Consider the following 26,222-nt stretch of genomic DNA (forward strand, 5'->3'; position numbering starts at 1 on the left):
ATGTTCCGCCTCCGCCGGCCGGTCGGTGTCGCCACGGCTGGTCAGCCGCCGGCCATCCCGGCCCCGACCTCGTCGATCGCGTCATCGATCTGGTGGGCGAGGTCCACGTCGAGCGCTGTCACCCCGTCGGCCTGACTGGTTCGCACGGTCAGCACGGCGGCGGTGTCTCCCGGCCGTCCGATGCTCGGGCCGCGCCCGCTGTCCTGGCGCATCCGGTCGAGCCGGTCGAGCACCCGGTCCAGGTTGTCCGGCGGCAACGCGACCACCCGGTGCAGACCCTGACTGTCGCCGGTCCAGTAGGGCAGATCGTCCAGCGCCGCGTCGATCTCGTCCGGCTCCAGGGTGGGCGTGGTGGTGGAGGCGCCCACCAGGCCGCCGCCGGCCTCCGGTGGGTTCAGCAGGTCCCGCAACCCGTCGGGTACGTGCAACGACTCGACCAGGTCGCCGTCCTGCGCGGCGAGCGCGGCGATCGTCGCCTCCGCCTGGTACCGGGCCTGCTCGGGGGTGTTGCCGCTGATCCGGCCCACCTCGGCCAGGAAGCCGGGCAGGTCACGGTGTCGCTCGATGCCGTCGACCGGCAGCACGTCGTGCAGCGACGCCGGCACCGCCGCGAGCAGGCGTTGCCGTTCGGCGGCCTCCAGGGCGAAGGCGAGGACCAGCACCGTCGCCTCGGTGCCCACCTTGGCCGTCTTGAAGTCGACCCCGGCCCGACGCCGGACCTCGTCGACCAGATCGTGGTAGCCCAGGCTGCTGACTCCGGCAGTGCCGGTCGGCGGGGACGGCTGCGGCCGCGGATTGTCGGCGCTGCCGACCTGCGGCGGTGCCGGCCCGCCGCGCGTGCTGTCCGGCTTGTGCGGTCCGGCCGCCGGTGGGCCGGTCCGCTTGCCCGCGTCGAGGCTCGTGAGCTGCTTGGAAGCGCTCAGACTGGCACCGAACTCGCTGGGCTGGCGACCCTGTTCGCGGGCCTGCCGGGCCAGCGCCCGACGCCGCTGGTTGTCGCCCTCCATCTGCTTGCGCATGGTGGCACCCCTTCCGCTGGGGATCGTGGGCTGTGACAGCCGCGTTCCCGCCGCCTTGGGCGCCGAAACGGACGCCGCCGGGCGGGTCGGCCCGGTGTCCGGGACGCTTCATCCGGCGGGGGTGAGGGGTGCTCACCCACCCGGCACGCACGATCGGCGCAGGACCGAAGTTCTTCCGAGGTACGCGGAAGGAAGGTCGTCATGAAGCAGATCGTCGAGATCGTTCCCGCCCGGCGCGGCTGGTACGCCCGCTGGCAGCTCACCCCCGAGGTCACCAGGTGTTACCCGGTGAGCCTGTGGGCGCTGCTTGAGGAGGCCGACGGGACCGGCCGGGAAGTTGTCGGGATGGACTGCATCGGCCAGTGGCCCGGCGCGGACGACAACGAGGCGGGTGGGCAGTTCGTCCGCTATCTGTACCAGACGCCTGATTCGGGGGAACCCGAGGACGTCGATCCGCCGCCGACGGGCGAGCTGCGCGAGAACGGACCTCGACTCCAGCCGATGACGACACCCTAGACATTCCTCCGGCCCCCGACCCCAGGTCCCAGGGTCGGGGGCCACCCCGGCTGCCCGGTGGCGGCCGTTCAGCCGATCGCGCGCAGGTCGGCGTCGGCGTGCTCCACGGTCAGCAACTCGGACAGACCGGTGCGGTCAAGCATCCGTTGCAGCTGCGGACCGGCCCCGGTCAGCCGCATCGATCCGGCGGCGTGGTGCACCACCAGCAGCGCGCTGAGCCCGGAGGAGTCGCAGAGGCTCACGCCGGTCAGGTCCATCAGCACCTGCTGGTCGCCGCGGACTTCGGCGGCGGCGGCGATCAGCTCGGGCGCGGAGGCGTAGTCGAGTTCGCCAGTCAGCCGCAGTCGGACGTGCCCGGCGTCGAGCCGAGTGGTCTCGATGGTCAACAGCTGGTCGGACATCCCACAATGTTCTCAGCCGTGTGCACGAATGCAAATCGAGGCCCGGCGACCGCCCGCGCGCCGCCGCCCAGCTGCCCGTTGAGGCACCTCGCCACCGGCGCTGAGATGCCGCTTCGCGCCGTCCGGCGTAGGGTGGGCTGGAGAGTTTGGACCACAGACGCCGGTTCCGGTAGGGGTTCGGGTGGACGACAAGGAGTGAGGCTCAGCTGGTGACTGCTTCCGACGTCAGGGACAGGGACCCGGGCGACGGACGGATCTTCACGCCGAGCACGACACAGCCTGCGGCGTGGGGCACCGGCATGTCACCCCGGCCCACCACCGCCCCGTCGCCCCGCCCCGCCGCGGGCGTACCGCCGATCATTCTCGACCGCGACGCCGCCGCGTCCGACTGGTTCGAGGTCGTCGAGCACCTCCGTGAGGGCCTGGTGGTCTGCGACGCCGACGGCGTCGTCCGGCACGTCAGCCCGGTGGCCCAGCGACTGCTGCCCGGGGTGACCCCCGGCGAGCTGCTCAGCGCCGCCGGTGTGCCCGGCCTGAGCGACGGCCACACCGGCGGCTTCACCTATCGCGGACGCCGACTGACCGCCCGCCAGGTGCCCCTCTCCGGCGCCCGCTGCTGCTGGTACGTCGAGGACGTCACCGACAGCGTCGGCCGCGCCGACGCGCTGCTCGCCGAGCGGGCCCGCTCGGCCTTCCTGGCCGTCGTCGGTGACAAGCTCGGCAACCCGCTGCACCCGGCCCGGGCCGCCGCCGCGATCGTCCGACTCGCCGTGCCGACTCTGGCCGAGGTGGCAGTGCTGGTGCTCGCGCCACGTGCCGGCCGGGCCCGCTGGTGGCGGGCCGCGGGCACCCCCGCCGAGGTGGACAACGGGGTGTTGACCGGCGGCGCGCTGCCGGCCGCCATCGCCGACGGGCTGACCGGGGTCGAGCCACACGCCGTGGACTGGCTGGTCGAGCAGGCGGTCGACGCCGGTTGGTTGCCCGCGCTCGCCGGCTCCGAGACTGCCGTCCGGGTCGTTCCGCTGCCGGGCCGGGACGCACCGGTGGGGGTGCTGCTGGTCGCCCGTCGCGCCCCCGACGCCTACGACGAGGCCGACGCGGAGCTGATCCGGGCGTTCGCGGCCCGTGCCGGCGCCGCGATGACCACCGCGTTGCTCTACCGCGACCAGACGGAGGTCGCCGACACTCTTCAGGGCAGCCTGTTGCCGGTCGAGCCAGCCGAGGCGGTGGGCGTGCAGTGGGGCACCGCGTACCGGCCCGCGCAGGCGGGGCTTCGCATCGGTGGCGACTTCTACGGCTCGCACCGGCTCGCCGACGGCGGCTCGGTGTTCTTTCTCGGCGACGTGTCCGGCAAGGGGGTCGAGGCGGCCGTCTTCACCGGCCAGTTGCGCCAGTGCCTGCAGGCGCTGCACCGGTTGGAGTCGCACCCCGGGCGGTTGCTGCGGCTGCTCAACGACGCGTTGCTGGAGACGACCCAGGCGCACGGCCAGGGCCGTTTCGCCACGATCGTGCTCGGCGTGGCCCGTCCGCACCGCGACGGTGGCCTCACCCTCACCATGGCCGGCGGTGGGCATCTGCCGCCACTTGTGCTGCGCGCCTCCGGCGAGGTGGAGTCGGTGCCACTGCGCGGCATGCTGATCGGCGTGGTGCCCGACCCTCGGGTCGGCGAGGTGACCGTCCGGCTGGCAGCGGGCGAGACCTGCCTGCTCTACAGCGACGGGGTGACCGAGGCCCGTGGTGGCCGCCGGGGCAACGAGCAGTTCGGCACCGAACGGCTTGTCGCCGCGGTGACCGACTGCCAACGGATGCCGGCGCCGGCCCTGGCCGAGCGGGTCGAGCAGGTGACCTGCGACTGGCTGGCGCAGGGCGATCACGACGACATCGCGGTGTTGGCGTTGCGGGCGGCCGGCCCGGGTGGGCGTACGCCGCGGCATCTGCACTCGGTGCCCGCACCGCTGCGCACCGATCCGCCCGGGGAGATCGACGCGTGACCGCCGCCACCGCGGCCGTCATCCCGAGCGACGCGTACATCGGCTACCTGGACTGCCTCACCGACGCCGACGAGGACGCCGCTGTCGACATGGCCATCGCGCTGCTCGACGCGGGCGTGCCGGCGGAGCGGGTGCTGCTGGACCTGGTCGCGCCCGCCCAGACCGAGGTGGGGGAGCGGTGGGCGCGCAACGAGTGGAGCGTCGCCCAGGAGCACGCGGCCACCCATGTCAGCGAACGGGTGGTGGCGGCGGTCGCCACGCACGCCAACCCGCGCCCGAGCGGCGGGCGGGTCGTCGTCGCGTGCATGGACGGCGAGTGGCACGCGTTGCCGCCCCGGCTGGTGGCCGAGGTGCTGCGGTTGCGCGGCTGGCAGGTGACGTTCCTGGGGGCCAGTGTGCCGGCGGCTCACCTCGTGTCGTACCTGCACCGTTATGACGCGCACGCTGTCGCGTTGGCGTGCGCGCTGCCGATGCGGCTGCCGCACGCCCATCGGATGATCGAGGCCTGCCGCCGGTCGGACGTACCTGTGGTGGTGGGTGGGCGCGGGTTCGGTGCGGACGGCCGGTGGGCGCGTCGGCTCGGGGTGGCCTGGGCGCCGGACGCGCCGTCGGCGGCTGAGCTGATCTCCGACGAGCGGGCGTTGCGGCGGGTGCCGCCGGCCCGGCTGGAGCACCTGGCCGACGACGAGTACGCAAGCCTGGTGCGGCGTCGTGGCGAGCTGATCGACAGCGCGCTGGCCGACCTGCGGGAGCGGGTGCCGGTGACGCGCACCTACACCGCCAGTCAGCTCGACTCCACAGTCAGCGACCTGGGTCACGTTGTGGATTTCCTGGCCGCGGCGGTCTACGTCGACGACGCCTCGTTGTTCACCGAGTTCGTCGCGTGGCTGTCGGGGATCCTGGCCAGTCGCGGGGTGCCGGCGGCGGCTGTGGACCGGTCCCTGGAGCACTACGCTGTCGCGTTGCGTGACTTCCCCCGGGCGGAGCGGATGGTGGCCCTGGGGCGCGTCGCGCTCGCCGACGGGGTGCGCTGAGCAACCCCGGTTTCCGCCGCTGTCGATCACCGCGCCCTGCGGTTCTCGGGGCGACCCTGCGTATACTTGCCGCACTGCAAATGTCCCACCGGTTGGTGGAGCAAGGGGGAGAACGGTGACGTTCAGCGTCAGCTACGTCGAACGCGACGGTGGTGGCGCCTGCCTGCGTCTGGCGGGTGAGCTGGACATGGGCACGTCTCCCCAGTTGACCGCCGAGATCGATCGCCTCAGGGCCGCTGGTGAGTCCCGGGTGCTGCTCGACCTCACCGACCTCACCTTCTGCGATTCGACAGGGATGGCCGTGTTCGTCAGGGGGGATAATGAGGCCGCGGCCGACGGCGGCTGGCTGCGGCTGGTCGGCGCCACCGGCCGCGTCGACCGGGTGTTGCGGATGACAGGTCTGGCCGACGTGTTGCGCTACGAGCCGGAATCGGTCGACCCCGCGTCCCACACCGCCCTCTGATGGGCTAGATTTCCCCGCCAGCGCGGTGACCGTCAGGTCCCGTTACCGCCGACCCGAGGCAGGTTAGTGATGGGCGCAGACAGCCCGCAGCCGGTACGCATCCTGGTGGTCGACGACGACCCCGGTGACGTACTGATGATCGAGGAGGCGTTGGCGGACTCCGACGTCGACAAGGTCATCGACGTGGTCAGCGACGGCGAGGAGGCGATGGAGTTTCTCCGCGCCGAGGGCCGGCACCAGCAGGCCCGCCGCCCGGACGTGATCCTGCTGGACCTGAACATGCCCCGGATGGACGGCCGGCAGGTGCTCGGTGCGGTCAAGCAGGACGAGGACCTGCGGACCATCCCGATCGTGGTGCTGACCACCTCCAACGCGGACACCGACATCGTCGGCAGTTACACCCTGCAGGCCAACGCGTACGTGACCAAGCCGATCGACCTGGACGACTTCAACGACGTGGTTCGCCGCATCGACGAGTTCTTCGGCCGGGTGGTCGTGCTGCCCAAGCGCGTCTGAGGCATCCACACCGCCGGGGCGGCGGCCGTCTAGCCGCCGCCCCGCGCGGTCGCTCTCAGGTGGTCAGCGCCGCCGCGACGGTGGTCGCCCGCTCCTCGTGCTGGGCGTACGCGTCGGGGTAGGCGGAGATCTGCACGGCCTGGGCGGCGGCGGTGACGCTCATGTCCTGCCAGCCGGGGATCTCGTTGAGTGCGCTGTAGAAGGCCCGTGCGGCGTACGAGGGGCGCATCAGTTCGGCCACCGTGCCCCAGCCGCTGCTGGGTCGCTGCTGGAACAACCCGAGCGAGTCGTGGTCGGAGCCGCTGCCCTGGTTCGGGTAGTCGGCCGACTCGGGCAGCACGTCGCTGGCCAGGTTGTAGAGGTTGCTCTCCTGCATGGCGGTGGCCAGGGCCACCACCAGGGCGCGGCGCGGCATCTTCATGTCCCGCCCGACGTCCACGATGATCTTCGCGTTGTCCATCTGGGCCTGGTCGAGGCCGGCGACCGGTCGGGGGCGGCGCGGCTTGACCGGCTTCTTGGGTGCCTGCTTGCGGGCGACGGTGGGTGCGGGGGTGGGCGTCGCCGTGGGGCTGGGCAGGACCCGCGGGGGAGCGAGCTCGCGGTCGAGCGACCGGGAGGCGCGCTCGTCGGCGACGGTGGCGCGCTCGGCGATCGCCTCGGCGAGCGGCTCCACCGGCCGGGCCGGGTCGTCCACGTTGCCCCGGGCGGTGGCGACGGCGACGAGGCTGAGGCAGCAGGTGACGCCGGTGGCCAGGGCTACCCGGATCGGGGTCGAGCCCAGCAGGGGACGCCGGGGCGATTCGGGGACGCGGTGCCGGCCGATCGTCCGTTCGGTTGAGGCGACGTCGCCCGACCAGGTGGTCGGACACGCGTCGGTCAGCTTCTGGTCGGAGGGGTCGTCGGGATGCACCTGACGAGGCTAAAGACCCAATTGCTCGATATCGCCCGTCGGTACGGTGGCCTGCGCCACAATTTGTCCCGATCTTGGGGATTCCAGGGGGCGAAGGTGGTGCAAGACCAATCAACCTCGCGCATCGGGCCAGACCGGCATTTGCGATTGGCAGGCCGATAAGGTCTCCACGGCCACCCACCGGCCGCGCCTCAGGCTCCGGCCCGGCGATCATCCGAACAGCCGACGCCACCTCAGCTGGACCGCCCATCCATCGGCGCACCTTCGAGCACGATCTGCCGATGGCCGGTGGGGCTTCGACCTCAGTGCCGACCGTTCTCCGCCGGCGTGACGGTGAGCCGATGCCGGCTCGCGTCGCCGCTGGAGAACGGCCAGAGCCGGTCCGCGTACTCCACCAGATCGGCCAGTTGGTCGCGGCTCAGGCCGGCCGACGAGATCGAGGCGTGCACGTCGGCCCGGTAGAGACCGTCGTCGTCGCGGCCCAGCTTCGCCTCCGCCCGCACCTGCACCGTGTGTGCCTCGTCGGTGATCTCCCCGGCCGCCTCCACCGCCGCGTGGTGCAGGCAGGAGGCGAAGGCCGCGGCCAGCAACTGCTCTGGTCTCAGCCCCGTGCAGTGCGCCGCCAGTGGCGAGGCCAGCGGGGTGGAGAGCCCGCCATCGTCGGTGCGTACGTGACCGCCCTCGGCGGTCGCGGTGGCCTCACGCAGCCAGGAACTCTGATCCGGCATCGCGTTTCTCCCGTCCCTCGGCAGGTCGGCTACCCGGCCGCCGGCCGCCGAAACGCGGCTGTGCCACCGGTCAGCGCCCGGCGGCCCCCTCCGCCTGGTCGAGCAGGACCACCGCCTCGGTCGCCTCGGCGGCGGCCCGTTCGGTCCACGCCGACGTCGGCACCGGCCGGCTGGGCGTCGGGATCATCATCGGCACGTACACCCGGGCGTCCACGGCCTCGGCCAGCAGCAGCGCCGCCACCATGCTGCTCGGCCGCCCGGCCGGATCGTCGGCCAGGCAGGCGTGGCACAGCTCGGCCACCTCCGGCGGCATCCCGTCGATCTCGGGCAGCGGCTCCGGTGGCTGGCAGCGGCGTACACCGAGCAGTTCGTTGATGGTGGCCGCGTGGTACGGCAACCGGGCGGTGAGGCAGTAGTAGAGCAGCACGCCGAGGGCGTACATGTCGGCGGCCGGGGTGGCCGGTGCCCGCTCCAACTGCTCGGGCGCGAGGTACGCCGGGGTGCCCAACACCATCCCGGCCGGCGTCGGATCGGGTGCCCCGGCCGGGACGGCGATGCCGAAGTCGAGCACCTTCACGCCGGACGGGGTCAGCATGACGTTCGCGGGCTTGACGTCGCGGTGCACGATGCCCTCGGCGTGCGCGGCGGCCAGCGCGGCGGCGACCTCGGCGCAGACCCGGACGGCGATCCGCCAGTCCAGCGGCCCGGTCCGCAGGTGCGCGGCGAGCGTCTCGCCCTCGGCCAGCTCCATCACGATGTAGGGCATCGGCCGGCCCGGCCAGGTCGAGGCGGTGCCGAAGTCGTGCACGCTCGCCACGTTCGGGTGCACCAGGCGGGCGGCCGACCGGGCCTCCGCGCGGATCCGGTCCACCGGGCCGTCCTGGTCGTCGGAACCGGGAAGAATGAGCTTCACCGCGACCGGCCGGTCGAGCACCTGGTCGTGTGCCCGCCACACCTCGGACATCCCACCCACGCCGATGCGCTGCTCGAGCTGGTACCGCCCGTCCAGTGTGCGCATCGACCGCTCCTCGCCCTCGCTCCGCCGACGGCGGGTGCTCCGGTCGCGGTACCCGACCGCCGAGCTGGGCAAACCGAAGCGGCTTTCGGGGCGGCCTGCGCGTGCACCGCGCTGCGCCGACGGCGGCGGGTGCGGTAGCTTGCGAGCCAGAGCCGCGTCACTGATCGTGCCGGCACGCTCACCCGAGGGGGCGCCGCGATGGGCGAGGTCACCGTACGCTTCGTCGGCGGGCCGGCGGACGGCTTGGTCCGCCTGCTGCCGACCGGGTCGGACGGCGCCCCACCACCGCGCTGGATCATGCGGCACCCGGACGGCACCGGGCCGGTGCAGCCCGGCCCCGACCACCTCTACGAACGCGACAGCCCCGACGACACGGGCGGTTGGCGCATGCGGTTCGTGCGCACCGACGCGTACGGGGTGTCCGAGTGACCACGAGGCGGGGCTGACCGGTGGCGACGCCGGCGTCCCGTCGGCCCGGCCGCACAGCCGGCTCACAGCTCCCGCAGGGGCGGGGCACAGACGTCGCGGCCACGATGGGGCCCATGATCACGAACGGGCCGGCCGCGCCGAGCCGGATCGAGCTGCGTCGCCCCGACGGCGAACCGGTCCGGGTGCTGGTGGTCGACGACGAGGCGACACTCACCGACCTGCTGTCGATGGCACTGCGCTACGAGGGCTGGCAGGTCCGCAGCGCCGGCAACGGCATGGCGGCGTTGAGCGCCGCCCGGGAGTTCCGGCCGGACGCCGTGATCCTCGACGTGATGCTGCCCGACCTAGACGGTTTCCAGGTGCTGCGCCGGCTGCGCGAGCACGCTCCCACAGTGCCGGTGCTCTTCCTGACCGCCCGCGACGCCGTCGAGGAGCGCATCGCCGGGCTGACCGTCGGCGGCGACGACTACGTGACCAAGCCGTTCAGCCTGGAGGAGGTGATCGCCCGACTGCGCGCGTTGCTGCGCCGCTCCGGCTTCGCCGTCGCCACCCGGGAGGACGCGGTGCTCACCGTCGGTGACCTCAGCCTCGACGAGGACAGCCACGAGGTACGCCGCGACGGCCACCCGATCACCCTCACCGCCACCGAGTTCGAGCTGCTGCGCTACCTGATGCGCAACCCGCGTCGGGTGCTCAGCAAGGCGCAGATCCTCGACCGGGTGTGGCACTACGACTTCGGCGGCCAGGCCAACGTGGTGGAGCTGTACATCTCGTACCTGCGCAAGAAGATCGACGCCGGTCGGGCGCCGATGATCCACACGCTGCGCGGCGCGGGCTATGTCCTCAAACCCGCCGAGTGAGCGCCGAGGGCTGCGCGCCGCCCGCCGCTGGCTGGCCGGCCGCTCCCTGCGTACCCGACTGGTGTTCGCCCTGCTCGCGCTGCTGGCGGTGGTCAGCGTCGCGATCGGTGGCCTGACCACTGTGGCGCTGCGGCACTTCCTGATCGACCGGCTCGACGCCCAGCTGGCCCCCGCGACGGCGATGCGGGGCGACCGGCCGGGACGGCCGGCCTTTCCCGGCAACGGACCGGGCATCCCACCCGGGTTGCCGTCCGGCGCGGTGGTCGCCGAGATCGCCGAGGGCCGGGTGACCGCCGCCCGGACCCTGACCACCAGCGCTTCCGGCGCCGATCCGTTCCCCGACGAGCAGTCCGTGCCGGTGGGGGAGGTCGCCGCGCTGGCGGAGCTGCCAGTCGACGCCAGACCGCGCACCGTCGACCTCGGCGATCGCGGTGACTACCGGGCCGTGGCCCGCCAGTACTGGGACGGTCGGGTACGCGTCGTCGCGGTCCCGCTCTCCGGCGTCCAGGACACCGTCTGGGCGCTGGTCGCCGCGCAGGTGGGGGTGGCCGCCGTCGGGCTGGTCATCGCCGGCGCCGCCGGTGCGTTGATCGTGCGGGCGACCCTGCGACCACTCAACCGGGTGGCCGCCACCGCCACCCGCGTCACCGAGCTGCCCCTGGACCGTGGGGAGGTGGCGCTCGCCGTCCGGGTCCCGGCCGCGGACACCGACCCGCGTACCGAGGTCGGTCAGGTCGGCGCGGCGCTGAACCGGATGCTCGGCCACGTCGCCGACGCGCTGAGCGCCCGGCAGGCCAGCGAGACCCGGGTACGCCAGTTCGTCGCCGACGCCAGCCACGAGCTGCGCACGCCGCTGGCGGCGATCCGCGGCTACGCGGAGCTGGCCCGCCGTGGCCGCGACGAGGTTCCCGCCGACGTGGCGCACGCGCTGCGCCGGGTGGAGTCGGAGAGCACCCGGATGACCAGCCTCGTCGACGACCTGCTGCTGCTGGCCCGCCTCGACACCGGCCGGCCGCTCGCTGTCGACCCGGTCGACCTGACCGCCCTGGTGGTGGACGCGGTGAGCGACGCGCACGTCGCCGGCCCCGACCACCGCTGGCAGCTCGGCCTGCCCGAGGTGGCGATCCGGGTGCCCGGCGACGCCGCGCGGCTGCACCAGGTGGTGGCGAACCTGCTGGTCAACGCCCGGGTGCACACCCCACCCGGCAGCACCGTCACCACCACACTCGCCCTCGACGCGGGCAGCGCCGTGCTCACCGTCGCCGACGACGGGCCCGGGGTGCCGGCGGAGTTGCAACCGGAGCTGTTCGAGCGGTTCGCGCGCGGCGACAGCTCCCGGTCCAGGGCGCACGGCAGCACCGGCCTCGGTCTGGCGATCGTGGCGGCCGTCGTGGAGGCCCACCACGGCACTGTCGCTGTGGAAAGCCGCCCAGGGCGGACCGTCTTCACCGTCCGGTTGCCGAATCCCACAGCTGACACATAGTCGGCGCACGGCGTCCCGCCAGCCCGGCCGCCGAGGCTGACCGCATGGACAGAACCGAGAGCCTGCTGACGGCACCCGCCGCACCCGAGTCGCCGACGGCCACGTGCCCCGAGGAGGACCCGCCGCCGACGCGCCGCTCGCCGGCCTGGGCCCGGCCCGCGCTGGTGGTCCTGCTGCTCGCCACCGGCCTGCTCTACCTGTGGGGCCTGGGCGCCTCCGGCTGGGCCAACTCGTTCTACGCGGCGGCCGCGCAGGCCGGATCGGTGAGCGGGAAGGCGTTCCTCTACGGCTCGTCGGACGCCGCCAACTCCATCACCGTCGACAAGACCCCCGCGTCGCTGTGGCTGATGGCACTGTCCGTGCGGATCTTCGGGTTGAACAGTTGGGCGATGCTCGTGCCGCAGGCGCTCTGCGGGGTCGCCTCGGTCGGTGTGCTCCACGCGACGGTGAAGCGCTGGTACGGGCCGTCCGCCGCTCTGATCGCCGGAGCGGTCCTCGCGGTCACCCCGGTGGCGACGCTGATGTTCCGGTTCAACAACCCCGACGCGCTGCTGGTCCTGCTGCTGGTCACCGGGGCGTACGCCACGGTGCGCGCGCTGGAGACGGCCAGCACCCGGTGGATCGTGCTGGTCGGCGTGCTGGTCGGCTTCGGCTTCCTCACCAAGATGCTCCAGGCGTTCCTGGTGGTGCCGGTCTTCGCCGGGGTGTACCTGCTGGCCGCGCCGACCGGGCTGTGGCGACGGGTCCGGCAACTGCTGCTGGCGGGCCTGGCGGTGCTGGTCTCCGCCGGCTGGTGGGTGGCGCTCGTCGAGCTGGTCCCGGCCAGCGCCCGCCCGTACATCGGCGGGTCGCAGGGCAACAGCATCCTGGAACTCACCCTCGGCTACAACGGCCTCGGCCGGATAACCGGCGACGAGGTGGGCAGCGTCGGCGGCGGTGGCGGGCGGCCCGGAGGCGGCGGTGGCCCGTTCTCCGGTCAGACCGGCGTGCTGCGGATGTTCGGCAGCGAGATCGGCGGTCAGATCTCCTGGCTGCTGCCGGCCGCGCTGATCCTGCTGGTGGCCGGCCTGCTGGTGGCCGGTCGCGCGGCCCGCACCGACCGCACCCGCGCCGGGCTGCTGCTGTGGGGCGGCTGGGTGCTGGTCACCGGACTGATCTTCAGCTTCATGTCCGGGATCTTCCACGCCTACTACACGGTGGCGCTCGCCCCGGCGATCGGCGCGTTGGTCGGCATCGGCGTGACACTGCTCTGGCGGCGGCGCCACCCACAGCCCGCACCGGGTGACGACGCGCCGGCCGGCTCGCGCTGGCAGCGGTGGCGTCCCCTCGCGGCCACGGCGACCCTCGCCGGCACCCTCGCGGTCACCGTCTGGTGGGCGTGGGTCCTGCTCGGGCGCAGCCCCGAGTGGTACCCGTGGCTGCGCACCACGGTGCTGGTCGCCGGCCTGCTCGGCGCGGCGCTGATCCTGCTGGTCACCCGGATTCCCCGCCGGTTGGTGCCGGTCGTCCTGGGCCTCGGCGCGGCGGCGGCCCTCGCGGGCCCGGTGGCGTACGCGGTCCAGACCGCGGCGACGCCGCACACCGGGTCGATCCCCAGCGCCGGCCCGTCCGTGGCGGGCGGGTTCGGGCGCGGCGGCTTCCCCGGCGGGCGACCCCCGGGCGGCATGGAACCCCCGACCGGCGGCCAATTCCCCGGCCCGGGCCAGTTCCCCGGCGGCGGCCAGTTCCCGGTTGGCGGCCAGTTCCCGGGCGGGGGTCAGAACGGCGGTCAGACGCCGACCGCCCCTGGCGATGGCCGACGGGCGCCCGGTGGGCAGGGACGTCCCGGCGGAGCAGGAATGGGCGGGCTCCTCGACGGCCGCGAGCCCAGTGCCGCCCTGCGTGAGCTGCTGGAGCGCGACAGCGCCGACTACACCTGGGTCGCGGCCACTGTCGGCTCCAACAACGCCTCCGGCTACCAGCTCGCCACCGGTGACCCGGTGATGCCGATCGGCGGGTTCAACGGCAGTGATCCGTCACCGACCCTCGCGCAGTTCCAGCGTCACGTCGCCGACGGCAGGATCCACTACTTCGTCGGTGGTGGCGGCTTCCGGGCCAACGGCGGCAGCTCCGCCTCCCAGGAGATCGCCGCCTGGGTCACGGAGAACTTCACCGCGCAGACCGTCGACGGTGTCACCGTCTACGACCTGAGCACCGGCAAGGACGCGTCGTGACCGCGCTCAGCGGCCCCCGCGCCGCCGTCCAGGCCCGACCCGCCGCCGGTGCGGTGCTGGACGTGGTGGTCCCGGTCCACAACGAGGAGGCCGACCTGGGGCCGTGCGTACGGCGGCTGCACTCCCACCTGAGCGAGCACTTCCCGTACCCGTTCCGGATCACCATCGCCGACAACGCCAGCGTCGACGACACCCTGACGGTGGCCCACGGCCTCGCCGGCGAGCTGCCCGGTGTCGAGGTGCTGCACCTGGACGCCAAGGGGCGGGGGAGGGCACTGTCGGCGGCCTGGTCCGCGTCGTCCGCGCCGGTTCTGGCGTACATGGACGTGGACCTGTCGACCGACCTGGCGGCGCTGTTGCCGCTGGTCGCGCCGCTCATCTCCGGCCACTCCGACCTGGCCATCGGCACCCGGCTGGCGCGCACCTCCCGGGTGGTGCGCGGGGCCAAGCGGGAGGTGATCTCCCGGGCCTACAACCTGCTGCTGCGCGGTGCGTTGGCCGCGCGGTTCTCCGACGCGCAGTGCGGGTTCAAGGCGATCCGCGCCGACGTCGCCGTCGAGCTGCTGCCGTTGGTGCGCGACACCGGCTGGTTCTTCGACACCGAGCTGCTGGTGCTCGCCCAGCGGGCCGGGCTGCGTATCCACGAGGTGCCGGTGGACTGGGTCGACGACCCGGACAGCCGGGTCGACATCGTCGCCACCGCCCTGGCCGACCTGCGGGGGATGGGTCGGCTGGGCCGGGCGTTGCTGACCGGCGCGCTGCCGTTGACCGCCCTGCGTGCCCAGTGGGGCCGAGGGCCGCTGACCGTACCGCCCGGTCGGGTGCCGGTGGCCGGCTCGACGGCTCGGGTGCCCGTCGGGTTGCCCCGCCAGGTGGCACGGTTCGCGGCGGTCGGGGTGGCCAGCACCCTCGCGTACCTGGCGCTGTTCGTGGCCACCCGGGGCGCGCTCGGCGCGCAGCCGGCCAACCTGCTGGCGCTGCTGCTGACCGCTGTCGCGAACACGGCCGCGAACCGGCGGCTGACGTTCGGCATCACCGGGCGTCGGCACGTCGGGCGGCACCACCTGCAAGGGCTGCTCGCCTTCGGCCTGGGCCTCGCGTTGACCAGTGGGTCGCTGGCCGTGCTGCACGCCGTGCACCACGCACCCGCCCGGCCGGTGGAGCTGGCCGTGCTGGTGGCCGCGAACCTGGCCGCGACCGTGCTGCGCTTCGTGCTGCTGCGCCTGGGCATGCACCACCGGCGCGGCTGAGCGGCGGCGGTCAGTCGGCGGCGGCCTCACGCACCAGCCGGCGTGCCTCGTCGCGGGGCACGCCGGTGGCCCGCAGCAGGTCGTTGGCGGCGGTACGCAGTTGGGACACGACGATCGTCCCGGAGAAGCCCAGACCCTGCCGGCACGCCCCACCTGCCTCCTGGACCGCGCGCAGCACCCGTGCGCGGGCCTGCACCGGCTCCTGGGCGGCGAGGAACTCCCGGTTCAGCAGCCGGACCGCCTCGCCCAGGTGCTCCACCGCCGCCGGCAGGTCGGCCGGCACCGGCTCCTCGTCGCGCAACGTGGTGCCGATCCGACGGACCAGACCACGGCTGTTGCGGAAGGCCCGCTGCATGTGGGTCACCCCGCCGCGGTAGGCGGCGATCGCCCGTCGTCGACGCCACCGCACCGGTGAGAACCGGACCACCTCGTCGGCGGCGTTCGCCACCTCGGTGAGCCGTTTGAGGGTCGGGTCGGCGGCGCGCATCCGCTCCAGCGTCGCCTGCGCGCGCCCGGTGTCCGCCTCCGCGAGGGCCTGCGCCGATGCGGTCATCTCCCGGGCGAACAGGTCCAGGGCGGGTTCGGCGGCCCGGCGTACCGTCCGCAGCGGGTTGATCGGCAGGACTACGAGCATCACCAACAGGCCGGCAGCCCCGCCCACCAGTGCGTTTATCGTGCGCGGCCACTCCAGGTCGGGCGCGGTCGGGGTGAGGGTGGCGATCAGCACCGCCGTACCGCCGGCCTGGGTCATCAGCGCCCCGGTGCCGCGCACCAGCACCGCGGCCGCGATCGCCAGGAACACGATCACACCGGTCTGCCACGGCCCGGTGCCGAAGAAGCCGATCAGCAGATCACCCGCGCCGATGCCGAGCACCACCCCGGCGACCAGTTCCAGCGCGCGGTGCGCGCGCCGACCCAGGGACGCCGCGATGACGGCTACGGCGGCGGCCGGCGCGAAGGTCGGTTCCGGGTTTCCGAGGACCCGGCTGGCCACCACCCAGGCCAGGGCGGCGGCCAGCCCGGCCTGCAACGCCACGATGAGGTACGTCTGCAAGCGCCGATAGCCGCCCCGACCGGCGTCCACGAGCCGGGCACGCAGCCCTCCGGGCGACCCGGCCGTCGGTGTCATGGTCGCGGTTACCCGACGCGACCGGGCGCGAACCTGTCAGGCCGGGTAGGCCATGGTCGCGGCCAGCGCCACCGCCCCCGGCAGACGGGTGTCCTGGCGCAGGAACTGCACCACCACCGGCACCGGGGACCGCAGCAGGGCGCCGTACGGCCGGTCCAGCCGTACCGCCTCCGGGTCGATCAGGTCGTTGACCCGGACGTGACGCACCCGTCGGGCGTCCACCGGCAGGGCGTACGGGCCGACCGGCTCGGCGTCCTCGTAGTAGAGGTGCAGCTCGACGTCGGCGCGCCGGTCGGTGGCGTTCAGGACGCAGATCTGGTCGAAGCCGGTGAACTCCGGCTCCGGGCCGTTGCTGGGGAACGGGATGTGCCCGCCCGGCACGACCCAGAGGCAGGCGCCGACGTCGGGCATCAGGTGTCCTCCAGCAGTCGGGCGAGGTCGGGGCTGAGGAACACACCGTCGGGGTCGAGCCGGTGGCGGGCCGCCTGGAAGTCGTCCCAGCGGGGATAGAGGGGCCGCAGGTCGCGGGCGGTCAGCCAGTGCTTCTTGCCCCAGTGCGGTCGGCCCCCGTACTGGCGGAACACCGCCTCCATGTCCCGGAAGTAGTCCTCGTACGGCAGGGACGTGTTCTGCAGGCAGGCGATGGTCGTGGTCGGCCGGCCGTACGCGTTGCTCAACCAGATGTCGTCGGCGGCGATGCTGCGCACCAGCACCCGCCAGCCGGCCACCTTCCGGTGCCGTTGCATGATCCGGGCCCGGACCTCGGCGAAGCAGGCCGGGAACGCCTCCGAGGGGAGCATGTACTCGATCTCCTCGAACCGTAGGTCCCGTTCCTGGGGGATGGTGCGGTGGCTCGGCCCGGACCGGATCTCGTGGGGCGCTCCCCACGGGCCGGAGTCCGGCACCCGGGGCGCGGCCCACACCCGCTCGTCGGCGCCGCCGTCGACCCGGTTCAGGGTGCGGATCTGGGTCTGGTCGCTGCGCGGGTACCAGTAGAAGTCCATGTTGCGGTTGGTGTGCTGCAACTCGGCGAGATGGTCGAGGGTCCACTCGACGTGGGCGCACCACGCCCGCCGGCGCAGCTCGTAGTGGGGCTGCACGTCCAGGGTGACCTGGGTGACCACCCCGAGCGCGCCGAGCGACAGCCGGGCCGCCGGCAGCAGGTCGGCGTTGTCGTCGGCCGAGATGTCCAGCACGTCGCCGGTGCCGGTGACCAGGCGGACGCCGGTCACCTGGGTGCACAGGTTGCCGAAGCCGAGGCCGGTGCCGTGCGTGCCGGTGGCCGTCGCGCCGGCGATCGACTGGTAGTCCACGTCGCCGAGGTTGTCCATGGCCAGGCCGGCGTCGTACAACCCCTCGCCGAGGGTCTTGAGCTTGGTGCCCGCCCGCACCCGGGCCCGGTCGTGGTCCTCGTCGATGACACCGGCGAGCCGGTCCACGCTGAGCAGGATGTCGTCGGTACGCGCCAACGGGCTGGACGAGTGACCGGACCCGACCGGGCGGATCGTCCGGCCGGCCTCCCGCGCGCGGACGACCAGGTCCCGTACCGCGTCCTCGTCGGTCGGCTCGGCGTGCTCCCTCGGGGTGAACGAGAGGCTGCCGGACCAGTTGACGAACCGTCGCATGCGGGGGACTACCCGGCGGCGCGACCGGTAGTCGCCGACGGCTGTTTCCCGGGTCCCGCGCCGGGTAAGCGCGCCGCGTGCCGGTCCCCGGCTTGACCAGTCCCGTGCCGGCTCCCGGCTTGCCCAGCTCTGTGCCGCCGATCGACTCGTACGCGTTCCTGTCCGACACCCACACCGGGGCGCTCGTCGGCGCGGACGGCACCGTCGACTGGTTCTGCGTGCCGCACTTCGAAGGTGACGCGGTCTTCGCGCGGCTGCTGGACCGGCGCGTGGGTGGCGCGTTCACGCTCGCGGTCGAGGGCTGTGCCGAGCCGGTCCGCCGGTACCTGCACGGCACGCTGGTGCTGGAGACCGTGCACCACGCGACCGGGGGTAGCGCGGTCGGTCAGGACTTCCTGGCGGTCCGCGCCGGCGACGCCGCCCAGCCGTTCCGCGCGGGCATGCTGCTGGTACGCCGCCTCACCGTGCGCCGGGGTTCGGTGCGGGTACGCGCCGAGGTGACGCCTCGCACCGGCTACGGCGCCCACGCCGTCGGGTGGCACCGCGACGGCGACCGGTGGGTGGCGGCCGACGCCGGGCTGGGGCTCCGCTCGACGCTGCCGTTCCGCGTCGACGGGGCGAAGCTCCGGGCCGAGGCGGTGCTGCACGCGGGGCAGACGGTCGACGTGCTGCTCGACTACGGCGCAGGCCCGGCCGAGGCGGTCGACTCCGCCGAGCTGATGGCGCAGAGCTGCCGGACCTGGCGCGAGTGGTCCGACCGCGCGGACTACACCGGCCACGGCAGCGACCAGGTACGGCACAGCGCCACCGTCCTGCGGGGCCTGTCCTTCGACGAGACCGGGGCGTTGCTCGCCGCGCCCACCGCCGCGCTGCCCGAGGAGATCGGCGGGGTCCGCAACTGGGACTACCGCTTCACCTGGCACCGCGACGCCGCGCTGCTGCTGCTCGCTCTGTTCCGGCTGGGCCACGCCGAGGAGGGCCGTCGCTACCTGCGCTTCCTGTTGACGACCTGCGCCGGCGCCGGCGCCGACCTGCCTCCGCTCGTCGGGATCCACGGGGCGACCGGCGAGGAGAGGGTCCTCGACCACCTCGACGGTTACGCCGGCTCCCGCCCGGTGCGCGTCGGCAACGAGGCCGCCCACCAGGTGCAGTTCGACACGTACGGGCACGTGCTCGACGCCGCGCTGTCGTACCAGCAGCTCACCGGCGAGTTGACAGGTGTGCAGTGGCGGGTCCTGCGCCGGCACGTCGACACGATGGCCGCCCGGTGGAGGGAACCCGACCACGGCATCTGGGAGATCCGGGGACCGCGCCGGCACTACGTCAACTCGAAAGTGATGGCCTGGGTCTGCCTCGACCGGGGCATCCGCCTCGCCGAGCTGCTCGGCGACGACCACGCGCCCGTCGACAGGTGGCGCACCAACCGCGACGCCGTCCACGCCGAGGTGATCGCGCGCGGTTACGACACCGGCATCGACAGCTTCGTGCTGGCGTACGACTCGACGCACCTCGACGCCTCGCTGCTGCGGATACCCCTGGTCGGGTTCCTCCCCGGGGACGACCCGCGGGTGGTCGCCACCATCGACCGCGTCCGGCGGGACCTCGCCGTCGCACCGGCGCTGATCCGCCGGTACGCGATCGACGACGGCCTGCCCGGCGAGGAGGGCGCGTTCCTGCTCTGCTCCTTCGAACTGGTTTCCGCGTTGGTGCTGGCGGGGCGGCGCGACGAGGCGGCAGAGTTGTTCGACCAGCTGTGCGCGTACGCCGGACCCCTCGGCTTGTACGCCGAGCAGGTCGACGCCGCCGGCACCGCGCTGGGCAACTATCCGCAGGCCTTCACCCACCTTGCGTTGATCGAGGCGGCCCTGAACCTCGACGCTGCCGGCGACCGCGACGCCTTGCACGCGTGGGCGGACCGGAGCGTGTGAATCACATCCTGTGGCGAGGCTGAGAGTCCGCCAATGTGCCCGCGACACGGATGTCGATCGGCGTACGGTGAGGGACAAGTCCGGCTTTCTGGGTCAAAAGCCTCACCGGTGTACGGCCGGGACGCCGGTTTCGAGACGGCGAGGGCAAGGAGCGATCGGTGATACATCTGGCCTACCTGGACGCGGGATCCGGCAGCCTGATCGTGCAGGCGGTCGTCGGCGGGGTAGCCGGCGCCGCGGTCGCCGCCAAGCTCTACTGGCGACGTCTCGTCGACCGGTTCCGCCGGCAACCGACCGACCAGCGCTGAGCGGACCGGTCCGACGATGGCGATCTCACCCACCGAGGTACGACCCGAGCCGGCCTCCTTCCGCGACCCCGCCAACCGGGTCTTCCACGTCGGTGACGAGGTGCTGCGCGGGCTGGACCCGCGGGCCGCCGAGCACTGGCGTGCCCTGGCCGGCAGCACGTTCTTCCCGGCCCTGGTCGCCGCGCGCAAGGTCTGCGCCACCGAGGACGCCCCGTCGACACTGGTGCCCGCCGCGACCGGCGCACCCTGGGCCGCCGTGCTGCGCCACGAGCGCATCCCGTTCGTCTCCCACCCGTACGAGTGGTCGTTCAGCATGCTGCGCGACGCCGCCCTGCTGCACCTGGAGATCCTGGAGGCCGCCCTCGCCGAGGGCTTCACCACCAAGGACGGCTCGGCGTACAACCTGCAGTGGCGCGGCGCGGAACCGGTCTTCATCGACATCGGCTCCTTCGAACCGGTCCGCGACGGCGAGCCGTGGGCCGGTTACCGCCAGTTCTGCCAGACCGTGCTCTACCCGCTGCTGCTCACCGCCCACCTCGGCGTCGACTTCCAACCCTGGCTGCGCGCCCGGGTCGACGGCATCGAGGCCGACGAACTCCGGCCCCTGTTCGGCGGTGTCCGCCGACTGCGGCCCGGCGTGCTGACCCACCTGCACCTGCACGGCGCGATGCAGCGCCGCAACGCCGCCGCCAGCACCACCGACGTCCGCGACCAGCTACGGGCCGCCGGCTTCTCCCGGGAGCTGCTGCTGGCCACCGTACGGGGCATCCGGAAACTGGTCGGCAAGCTCGACCACCGCCCGGCCGGCAGCCACTGGTCGGACTACCAGCACACCTGCGGCTACTCGGCGCGGGACCGGGTGGCGAAGGAGCAGTTCGTCGCCGCCGCGGTGGCCGCCGGCACCCGCCCCCGCCTGGTGCTCGACCTCGGCGCCAACGACGGCCGGTACTCCCGGTTGGCGGCCGGGCACGCCGACTACGTGGTCGCCGTCGAGCAGGACCCGGCCGTCGTCGACGAGTTGTACCGCAAGCTGCGCGCCGAGGGGCAACGCCGGATCCTGCCGCTGGTGCTGGACCTGGCCGACCCGTCACCCGGCGGCGGCTGGCGGGGCGTGGAACGGGCCGGCTTCGCCGAACGGGCGTCCGCCGACGTGGTGCTCGCCCTGGCCGTCGTGCACCACCTGGCGATCGGGCGCAACGTGCCGCTGCCGGAGGTCGTCGACTGGCTGGCCGGGCTGACCGCGCCGGGCGGCACCGTGGTGGTCGAGTTCGTCCACCCCGAGGACCCGATGGCCATCCGGCTGTTGGCCAACAAACCCGCAGGATTCTTCCCGGACTACCGACGCGACACCTTCGAGGCGCTGCTCGCCGCTCGGGGCCGGGTCACCGAACGGCTGGAACTGCCGTCGGGCACCCGCACGCTCTACCGGACGGTGATGAGTGGCTGAACCGGCTCCCGACGGCCCGTCGGCTCCCGATGAGCAGTCGAGCCCGGACGACCAGTCGGCCCGGGACGCCGGTCGATCGGACGGGTCGACTACCGGGCGGTGGGACCGGGGCTGGCGGGGCGAGCTGGGTCGGCTTCTGGAGGTGGTCGCCCTGGTCGGGCTGGTGATCACCCAACCGCTGCTGGACGTGCTCGGCCGCAGCCCCGACTTCTTCCTGTTCCACCGCGCCGGCCCGGCCCAGATCCTGCTGCTGACCGCACTGGTGACGGTGCTGCCCACCAGCGTGGTGGCGGTGCTCGGCGCGCTCAGTCGACTGGCCGGCAGGACCGTACGCGCGCTCACCCACACCGGGCTGGTCGGGCTGCTGCTCGCCGCCCTCGCCGTGCAGGTGGGCCGGCACGTGACGCCGCTTCGGGGCGTACCCCTGCTGCTGGTGGCCGTGCTGGTCGGGGCCGGCGGCGTGGCCGCGTACCGGCGGTGGCGGGCGCCGGGCCGGGTGCTGCGCCTGGCCGCCGCCGGGCCGGTGGCGTTCGTGGCGCTGTTCCTGCTTGTCTCACCCACCTCGGCGGTGGTGCTGCCGCGCGGCGACGGCGGCGCGGCCGGCACCGCGCAGGGCACCGGCGCGCACCCGCCGGTGGTCATGCTGATCCTCGACGAGCTGCCGTTGGTAAGCCTGCTCGGCACGGATGGGCGGATCGACGCCACGCGGTACCCGCACTTCGCCGAGCTGGCCGCCGGCTCGACCTGGTACCGCAACGCCACGGGGGTCAGCGGCTGGACCCCCAACGCGCTGCCCGCGATGCTCACCGGCCGGTACCCGGCGAAGCCGGTCGCCCCGCACTACTCGCAGTACCCGGACAACATCTTCACCGCCTTCGGCGGCCTGTACGACATCCGCGCCGAGGAGAGCATCACCCGCCTGTGCCCGCCCAGCCGCTGCGACCAACCGGTCGCCCCCGAACAGGGGCTCGGCGTGCTGGTCCGGCAAACCGGCAAGCTGCTGGGCCAACTCGCCGGGCCGACGGAGAGCGCCGTCGACCCGGAGGACTCCTACCGGGAGCAGACCCGGGCCGAGGCCGGTCTGGACGCCGCCGAGCCGGTGCCGGCCGACCCGACGTTCCGCTGGGACACCCTGGACGACAACCAACCGGCCCGGTTCACCAGCTTCCTGGCCGGCCTGAAGCCGACGCCCCGCCCCACCCTGCACTTCCTGCACCTGCTGATGCCGCACTCGCCGTGGGCGTACCTGCCGTCGGGGGCCCGCTACGACGCCCCCGAGGACCTGCCCAACGACGGCGCCGGCTGGATCGACCTGGCCCGGCAACGCCACCTCGCCCAGCTCGGCTACACCGACCGGCTGATCGGGGAAACCCTGCGGACGCTGCGCGCCAGCGGTCTCTACGACCAGGCCCTCGTCGTGGTCACGGCCGACCACGGCGTCAGCTTCCGCCCCGGCGCCCAGGGCCGGGGCATGGACGCGATCAAGGCCGCCGCCGGTGAGGTCGCCTGGGTGCCGACGTTCGTCAAGGAGCCCCGGCAGCAGACCGGGCGGGTGGACGACCGCAACTGGGAACACGTCGACCTGTTGCCGACAGTGGCCGACGAGGCCAACCTCCGGCTGCCCTGGCGCGTCGACGGCCGCTCCGCCCGACAGGCCCCCCGCACCGACGGCACGAAACACTTCTACGACCGCCCCGGCGAACCGGTCACCTTCCCCGGTGGGGTGCCCACCCCGCCGCCGCTGCCGTCACCGCACCCGCTGGTCGGCACCGAGGTCCGCGCCGGCCCGGCCGCCGGCGACGCCCGGGTCGCCGACCTGGCCGCGTTCAAGGCCACGGACCCGGACACCGGCACCCTCCCGGCGCTCGTCTGGGGGGACGTGCCGGACCGGATCCCGAACGGCACGCTGCTGGCGGTGGCCGTCAACGGCCGGATCGGGGCCGTCGTCCCGGTGGTGCCGCCCGACCCCGGCGGACGCCGCTTCGCGGCGCTGCTCACCGACGACAAGCTGTTCCACGCCGGCAGCAACCAGCTCGACGTCTTCCAGGTCGCGACGGACGGTACGCTGCGGCGCCTCGCGCTGTCCTGACCCGGCCCCGGCGCTGCCTTCGGTCCCGGTGCTGCCTTCGGCCCCGGTCCCGGTGCTGCCTTCGGTCCCGGTGCTGCCCCCGGCCCGCCTCGGTGCTGCCTTCGGCTCCGGTCCCGACTACCGGGACGGTGGGTTTCCCGGCGGCCCGGTCGGGAATCGGGTGACGCATACCTCACCGCCGAACCACGGCGGGCGTTGTCCCCGGAGCCGCAATTACGGTAGAAGCGAAGGCAATTCAACGTAGATCTGCCGGCGAAGCGAGGAACCACATGACGGAAGTCAAGCTCGATCACCCCGGTGGGCAGCTGTCGATGCCGGTACACCCAGCGGTCGAGGGCCCCGCCGGTATCGGGGTGAGCAAGCTGCTGAAGGAAACCGGGATGACGACGTACGACCCCGGTTTCGTCAACACCGCCGCTGCCTCATCGGCGATCACCTACATCGACGGCGACGCGGGGATCCTGCGTTACCGGGGGTACCCGATCGAGCAACTGGCCGAGAAGTCCTCCTTCCTGGAGGTCTCCTACCTGCTCATCTACGGTGAGCTGCCGACTGAGGCGCAGCTGACCGAGTTCACCGAGTGGATCCGGCGGCACTCGCTGCTGCACGAGGAGATGCGCCGCTTCTTCGACGGCTTCCCCCGGGACGCCCACCCGATGGCGGTGCTGTCGTCCGCGGTCAGCGCCCTGTCGACCTTCTACCAGGACAGCCTGGACCCGTTCGACTCCGAGCACGTGGAGATCTCCACGGTCCGGCTGATGGCGAAGGTGCCCACCATCGCCTCGTACGCCTACAAGAAGTCCATCGGGCAGCCGCTGCTCTACCCGGACAACTCGCTCGGGTACGTGGACAACCTGCTGCGGATGACCTTCGGCGTGCCGGCGGAGCCGTACGAGGTCGACCCGGTGATGTCGAAGGTGCTGGACATGCTCTTCGTCCTGCACGCCGACCACGAGCAGAACTGCTCCACGTCGACCGTCCGCCTGGTCGGCTCCAGCAACGCCAACCTGTTCGCCTCGGTCTCCGCGGGCGTGAACGCGCTGTTCGGCCCGCTGCACGGCGGCGCCAACCAGGCGGTGCTGGAGATGCTCGAGCAGATCCACGCCGGTGACGACGACGTCCGCTCCTTCGTCCGCAAGGTGAAGAACAAGGAGGACGGCGTCAAGCTGATGGGCTTCGGCCACCGGGTCTACAAGAACTACGACCCGCGTGCGGCGATCGTCAAGAAGGCCGCGCAGGACGTGCTGGGCCGGATGGCCAAGCCGGACCCGCTGCTGGACATCGCCATGGAGTTGGAGGAGATCGCCCTCGCGGACGACTTCTTCGTCTCCCGTCGGCTCTACCCGAACGTGGACTTCTACACCGGCCTGATCTACAAGGCCATGGGTTTCCCGACCAAGATGTTCACCGTGCTCTTCGCGCTCGGCCGGCTCCCCGGCTGGATCGCCCAGTGGCGCGAGATGATCAGCGACCCGGAGACCAAGATCGGCCGCCCGCGGCAGGTCTACGTCGGCGCACCCGAGCGGGACTACGTCCCCTTCAACGAGCGCTGACCTCCGCCCGTTCGCGCCCCAGCTTCTCGCACCACCGCGCTTCTACGCACCACCGCAGGCCGTCGACCCGCTCGGGTCGGCGGCCTGTCGCCTTCGTCGGCCGCGTCGGTCTGTCGCCTTTGTCGGCCGTGCGGTCGCGCCGGCCTGTCGCCTTCGTCGGTCGTGTCGGTCGTGTCGGCCTGTCGCCTTCGTCGGTCGCGGCGTGTCGGCCCCGGCTCGGCCGCGTCGCGCTTGATCGACTCGGCTTCCTGCAAGTCGGGGCATCGGCGGCGCCGGAATACCGCGCCTTCATGAAAGCCGAGTCGATCAACGGCCGATCGCCGCCCTAGCGAGGTCAGAAGGCGGAGATGTCCTGTGCCCGCTCGCTGCGGCTCAATGCGCTGATCAGCGCGGACTGACCTCGGCGGCGTACCGCCAGCCGCACCAGCAGGTCGCGGACCGGGTCGAAGACCTCCGCCGGGAACTCCGGCGTGGGTACGCCGATGCTCACCGCGAGGTCGTCGGAGTGGACCACGATCTCCAACTGGCGGGTGAGCAGGAAGTCAGCGCGCCGCAGGGCCCAGCCCTGCCACGGAATGGGTACGACGTCCCGGGCCGCGCCGCGCGCCAGCAGGTCGCCCGCCTCCTTCAGCGCGGCGGCGGAGCGGGCGTGCAGGTCAGCCGTACCTCGGGCGGCGTCCTCCTCGTCGTTGCTCGCGGCGACCGTGGCCTCGTCGGGGATTCCTTCGGTAACCCAGGCGGCTCGCTCGTAGTGATCGTCGGCAGACTCCAGAACCGGCAGGTCGGTCGGCGTCGGCAGCAGTTCCGCCGCCCGGATCGCCTGACGTCCCAGGTGACAGGCCAGACCGCCGATGGACAGGTGCGGCAGGGCGCTGGGGCGTGACCACTGCTCCGACACCTCAGGGCGGCGGATCAGGTCCAGAGCGATCGAAGCGGCAACCGGGAACGCGGAATCCAGGGCGTCGACAGGGCGAGACATCGGCACATTCTGACAGTCCCGACGGGTCCCCGCCGCGCGGCGAGACGCGGCGGCAGCCCGGCCGATGGGGTCACGGACTGCGGTGGTGGGCCGGGGTGGTGGATCGGGGCTCGGCTCGGCAGGCCCGGATCGAGGTTGTGGGTCAGGCCTGGTCGCCGACTCCGGATCGAGGTCGTAGGCCGGAGCGGTGGACCGGGGCGGTGGGCCGCGCAGGGACGCCCCGCGCTGCGCCGGGGCTCGCGCGCCGCGCCGGGGCCCGCGTACCGGGCCGACCGGCGTCGTCGTGGCACGCTCGGCGGCCGCGAGCGCATAGTCGACTCCGTTTACAGGAAG

The 26,222-nt window shown here is 73.1% G+C and carries 24 protein-coding genes; 15 read left to right on the forward strand and 9 right to left on the reverse strand.

Going from position 1 to position 26,222, the window contains the following annotated elements:
* Window positions 1-41: 41 nt before the first annotated feature.
* Window positions 42-1,019: a DUF2267 domain-containing protein gene (locus AB0B86_RS02440; protein ID WP_357407576.1), complete on the reverse strand. Its 978-nt coding sequence runs from the start codon at window positions 1,017-1,019 to the stop codon at window positions 42-44.
* Window positions 1,020-1,220: 201 nt separating this feature from the next.
* Here AB0B86_RS02440 and AB0B86_RS02445 point away from each other — a divergent pair, with 201 nt between their 5' ends.
* Window positions 1,221-1,535, forward strand: coding sequence for a hypothetical protein (locus tag AB0B86_RS02445; RefSeq protein ID WP_357407574.1), 315 nt, complete (start codon window positions 1,221-1,223; stop codon window positions 1,533-1,535).
* A gap of 68 nt (window positions 1,536-1,603) precedes the next feature.
* Here the strand turns inward: AB0B86_RS02445 and AB0B86_RS02450 are convergent, their stop codons facing one another.
* The gene (locus tag AB0B86_RS02450; RefSeq protein ID WP_357407572.1) at window positions 1,604-1,936 is read right to left on the reverse strand and encodes an STAS domain-containing protein; all 333 of its coding nucleotides are present in this window, start codon (window positions 1,934-1,936) and stop codon (window positions 1,604-1,606) included.
* A 209-nt stretch (window positions 1,937-2,145) separates the two neighbouring features.
* Between AB0B86_RS02450 and AB0B86_RS02455 the strand changes: the two genes are divergently transcribed.
* The 4 genes from AB0B86_RS02455 (at window position 2,146) to AB0B86_RS02470 (ending at window position 5,940) form a co-directional block, all read left to right on the forward strand.
* Window positions 2,146-3,927, forward strand: a complete 1,782-nt coding sequence (locus AB0B86_RS02455; RefSeq protein WP_357407570.1) for a SpoIIE family protein phosphatase — start codon at window positions 2,146-2,148, stop codon at window positions 3,925-3,927.
* On the forward strand, window positions 3,924-4,961 hold the full coding sequence (locus tag AB0B86_RS02460; RefSeq protein ID WP_357407568.1) for a cobalamin-dependent protein: 1,038 nt from the start codon (window positions 3,924-3,926) through the stop codon (window positions 4,959-4,961). The genes AB0B86_RS02455 and AB0B86_RS02460 overlap by 4 nt, the downstream gene beginning before the upstream one ends.
* Window positions 4,962-5,076: 115 nt before the next feature.
* Window positions 5,077-5,424 carry an STAS domain-containing protein gene (locus AB0B86_RS02465; RefSeq protein WP_357407566.1) on the forward strand — a complete coding sequence of 116 codons (348 nt, stop codon included), beginning with the start codon at window positions 5,077-5,079 and terminating at the stop codon, window positions 5,422-5,424.
* 69 nt (window positions 5,425-5,493) lie between these two features.
* A complete protein-coding gene (locus AB0B86_RS02470) occupies window positions 5,494-5,940 on the forward strand; it encodes a response regulator (RefSeq protein ID WP_145782537.1) in 447 nt (148 codons plus the stop codon).
* A 55-nt stretch (window positions 5,941-5,995) separates the two neighbouring features.
* Here AB0B86_RS02470 and AB0B86_RS02475 read toward each other — a convergent pair whose 3' ends face one another.
* The 3 genes from AB0B86_RS02475 to AB0B86_RS02485 form a co-directional block, all read right to left on the reverse strand.
* A complete protein-coding gene (locus AB0B86_RS02475) occupies window positions 5,996-6,850 on the reverse strand; it encodes a hypothetical protein (protein ID WP_357407563.1) in 855 nt (284 codons plus the stop codon).
* Window positions 6,851-7,152: 302 nt separating this feature from the next.
* Window positions 7,153-7,578, reverse strand: a complete 426-nt coding sequence (locus AB0B86_RS02480; protein ID WP_355033508.1) for an OsmC family protein — start codon at window positions 7,576-7,578, stop codon at window positions 7,153-7,155.
* A gap of 70 nt (window positions 7,579-7,648) precedes the next feature.
* Window positions 7,649-8,596, reverse strand: coding sequence for a serine/threonine-protein kinase (locus tag AB0B86_RS02485; protein WP_357407561.1), 948 nt, complete (start codon window positions 8,594-8,596; stop codon window positions 7,649-7,651).
* 198 nt (window positions 8,597-8,794) lie between these two features.
* On the opposite strand from AB0B86_RS02485, the gene AB0B86_RS02490 reads away from it, so the two are divergent.
* The 5 genes from AB0B86_RS02490 to AB0B86_RS02510 all read left to right on the forward strand — a co-directional run bounded on the left by AB0B86_RS02490 (window position 8,795) and on the right by AB0B86_RS02510 (window position 14,831).
* A complete protein-coding gene (locus AB0B86_RS02490; RefSeq protein WP_357414941.1) occupies window positions 8,795-9,025 on the forward strand; it encodes a hypothetical protein in 231 nt (76 codons plus the stop codon).
* A gap of 113 nt (window positions 9,026-9,138) precedes the next feature.
* Window positions 9,139-9,885 (forward strand): response regulator transcription factor, encoded by a 747-nt coding sequence (locus tag AB0B86_RS02495; RefSeq protein ID WP_357407557.1) that lies wholly within the window; start codon window positions 9,139-9,141, stop codon window positions 9,883-9,885.
* Window positions 9,863-11,368, forward strand: coding sequence for a HAMP domain-containing sensor histidine kinase (locus AB0B86_RS02500; protein WP_357407555.1), 1,506 nt, complete (start codon window positions 9,863-9,865; stop codon window positions 11,366-11,368). Before AB0B86_RS02495 ends, AB0B86_RS02500 begins: the two co-directional genes overlap by 23 nt.
* A gap of 44 nt (window positions 11,369-11,412) precedes the next feature.
* The gene (locus AB0B86_RS02505) at window positions 11,413-13,581 is read left to right on the forward strand and encodes a glycosyltransferase family 39 protein (RefSeq protein WP_357414943.1); all 2,169 of its coding nucleotides are present in this window, start codon (window positions 11,413-11,415) and stop codon (window positions 13,579-13,581) included.
* Entirely contained in the window at window positions 13,578-14,831 is a 1,254-nt protein-coding gene (locus tag AB0B86_RS02510; RefSeq protein WP_357414945.1) for a dolichyl-phosphate beta-glucosyltransferase, read from the forward strand. Before AB0B86_RS02505 ends, AB0B86_RS02510 begins: the two co-directional genes overlap by 4 nt.
* Before the next feature lie 10 nt (window positions 14,832-14,841).
* Here the strand turns inward: AB0B86_RS02510 and AB0B86_RS02515 are convergent, their stop codons facing one another.
* From AB0B86_RS02515 to AB0B86_RS02525, 3 genes are read right to left on the reverse strand one after another with little or no spacing between them, the layout of a single operon-like run.
* Window positions 14,842-15,960, reverse strand: coding sequence for an FUSC family protein (locus AB0B86_RS02515; protein WP_357414946.1), 1,119 nt, complete (start codon window positions 15,958-15,960; stop codon window positions 14,842-14,844).
* 36 nt (window positions 15,961-15,996) lie between these two features.
* Window positions 15,997-16,371 carry a sensory rhodopsin transducer gene (locus AB0B86_RS02520; protein ID WP_357414948.1) on the reverse strand — a complete coding sequence of 125 codons (375 nt, stop codon included), beginning with the start codon at window positions 16,369-16,371 and terminating at the stop codon, window positions 15,997-15,999.
* Window positions 16,371-17,585 (reverse strand): D-arabinono-1,4-lactone oxidase, encoded by a 1,215-nt coding sequence (locus tag AB0B86_RS02525; RefSeq protein WP_357407545.1) that lies wholly within the window; start codon window positions 17,583-17,585, stop codon window positions 16,371-16,373. Before AB0B86_RS02525 ends, AB0B86_RS02520 begins: the two co-directional genes overlap by 1 nt.
* Before the next feature lie 119 nt (window positions 17,586-17,704).
* On the opposite strand from AB0B86_RS02525, the gene AB0B86_RS02530 reads away from it, so the two are divergent.
* The 5 genes from AB0B86_RS02530 to AB0B86_RS02550 all read left to right on the forward strand — a co-directional run bounded on the left by AB0B86_RS02530 (window position 17,705) and on the right by AB0B86_RS02550 (window position 24,910).
* A complete protein-coding gene (locus AB0B86_RS02530) occupies window positions 17,705-19,513 on the forward strand; it encodes a glycoside hydrolase family 15 protein (protein ID WP_357414950.1) in 1,809 nt (602 codons plus the stop codon).
* A gap of 158 nt (window positions 19,514-19,671) precedes the next feature.
* A complete protein-coding gene (locus tag AB0B86_RS02535) occupies window positions 19,672-19,821 on the forward strand; it encodes a hypothetical protein (RefSeq protein WP_007459587.1) in 150 nt (49 codons plus the stop codon).
* Between the two features lie 16 nt (window positions 19,822-19,837).
* Window positions 19,838-21,268, forward strand: a complete 1,431-nt coding sequence (locus tag AB0B86_RS02540) for a class I SAM-dependent methyltransferase (protein WP_357414952.1) — start codon at window positions 19,838-19,840, stop codon at window positions 21,266-21,268.
* A complete protein-coding gene (locus tag AB0B86_RS02545) occupies window positions 21,261-23,357 on the forward strand; it encodes a sulfatase-like hydrolase/transferase (protein WP_357414954.1) in 2,097 nt (698 codons plus the stop codon). Before AB0B86_RS02540 ends, AB0B86_RS02545 begins: the two co-directional genes overlap by 8 nt.
* 269 nt (window positions 23,358-23,626) lie before the next feature.
* Window positions 23,627-24,910: a citrate synthase gene (locus AB0B86_RS02550; protein WP_357407537.1), complete on the forward strand. Its 1,284-nt coding sequence runs from the start codon at window positions 23,627-23,629 to the stop codon at window positions 24,908-24,910.
* 334 nt (window positions 24,911-25,244) lie between these two features.
* Here the strand turns inward: AB0B86_RS02550 and AB0B86_RS02555 are convergent, their stop codons facing one another.
* Window positions 25,245-25,889, reverse strand: coding sequence for a maleylpyruvate isomerase N-terminal domain-containing protein (locus AB0B86_RS02555; protein WP_357407534.1), 645 nt, complete (start codon window positions 25,887-25,889; stop codon window positions 25,245-25,247).
* Window positions 25,890-26,222 lie beyond the last annotated feature (333 nt).

The organism is Micromonospora sp. NPDC049047 (genome assembly GCF_040649135.1).
Lineage (GTDB): Bacteria > Actinomycetota > Actinomycetes > Mycobacteriales > Micromonosporaceae > Micromonospora.

Bases quoted from the DNA above. Each gene is read 5' to 3' on its own strand.
- AB0B86_RS02450 (WP_357407572.1), bottom strand. From the start codon at position 1,936: ATGTCCGACCAGCTGTTGACCATCGAGACCACTCGGCTCGACGCCGGG.
- AB0B86_RS02520 (WP_357414948.1), bottom strand. From the start codon at position 16,371: ATGCCCGACGTCGGCGCCTGCCTCTGGGTCGTGCCGGGCGGGCACATC.
- AB0B86_RS02480 (WP_355033508.1), bottom strand. From the start codon at position 7,578: ATGCCGGATCAGAGTTCCTGGCTGCGTGAGGCCACCGCGACCGCCGAG.
- AB0B86_RS02490 (WP_357414941.1), top strand. From the start codon at position 8,795: ATGGGCGAGGTCACCGTACGCTTCGTCGGCGGGCCGGCGGACGGCTTG.
- AB0B86_RS02515 (WP_357414946.1), bottom strand. From the start codon at position 15,960: ATGACACCGACGGCCGGGTCGCCCGGAGGGCTGCGTGCCCGGCTCGTG.
- AB0B86_RS02540 (WP_357414952.1), top strand. From the start codon at position 19,838: ATGGCGATCTCACCCACCGAGGTACGACCCGAGCCGGCCTCCTTCCGC.
- AB0B86_RS02525 (WP_357407545.1), bottom strand. From the start codon at position 17,585: ATGCGACGGTTCGTCAACTGGTCCGGCAGCCTCTCGTTCACCCCGAGG.
- AB0B86_RS02440 (WP_357407576.1), bottom strand. From the start codon at position 1,019: ATGCGCAAGCAGATGGAGGGCGACAACCAGCGGCGTCGGGCGCTGGCC.
- AB0B86_RS02505 (WP_357414943.1), top strand. From the start codon at position 11,413: ATGGACAGAACCGAGAGCCTGCTGACGGCACCCGCCGCACCCGAGTCG.
- AB0B86_RS02470 (WP_145782537.1), top strand. From the start codon at position 5,494: ATGGGCGCAGACAGCCCGCAGCCGGTACGCATCCTGGTGGTCGACGAC.
- AB0B86_RS02500 (WP_357407555.1), top strand. From the start codon at position 9,863: ATGTCCTCAAACCCGCCGAGTGAGCGCCGAGGGCTGCGCGCCGCCCGC.
- AB0B86_RS02445 (WP_357407574.1), top strand. From the start codon at position 1,221: ATGAAGCAGATCGTCGAGATCGTTCCCGCCCGGCGCGGCTGGTACGCC.
- AB0B86_RS02555 (WP_357407534.1), bottom strand. From the start codon at position 25,889: ATGTCTCGCCCTGTCGACGCCCTGGATTCCGCGTTCCCGGTTGCCGCT.
- AB0B86_RS02495 (WP_357407557.1), top strand. From the start codon at position 9,139: ATGATCACGAACGGGCCGGCCGCGCCGAGCCGGATCGAGCTGCGTCGC.
- AB0B86_RS02485 (WP_357407561.1), bottom strand. From the start codon at position 8,596: ATGCGCACACTGGACGGGCGGTACCAGCTCGAGCAGCGCATCGGCGTG.
- AB0B86_RS02550 (WP_357407537.1), top strand. From the start codon at position 23,627: ATGACGGAAGTCAAGCTCGATCACCCCGGTGGGCAGCTGTCGATGCCG.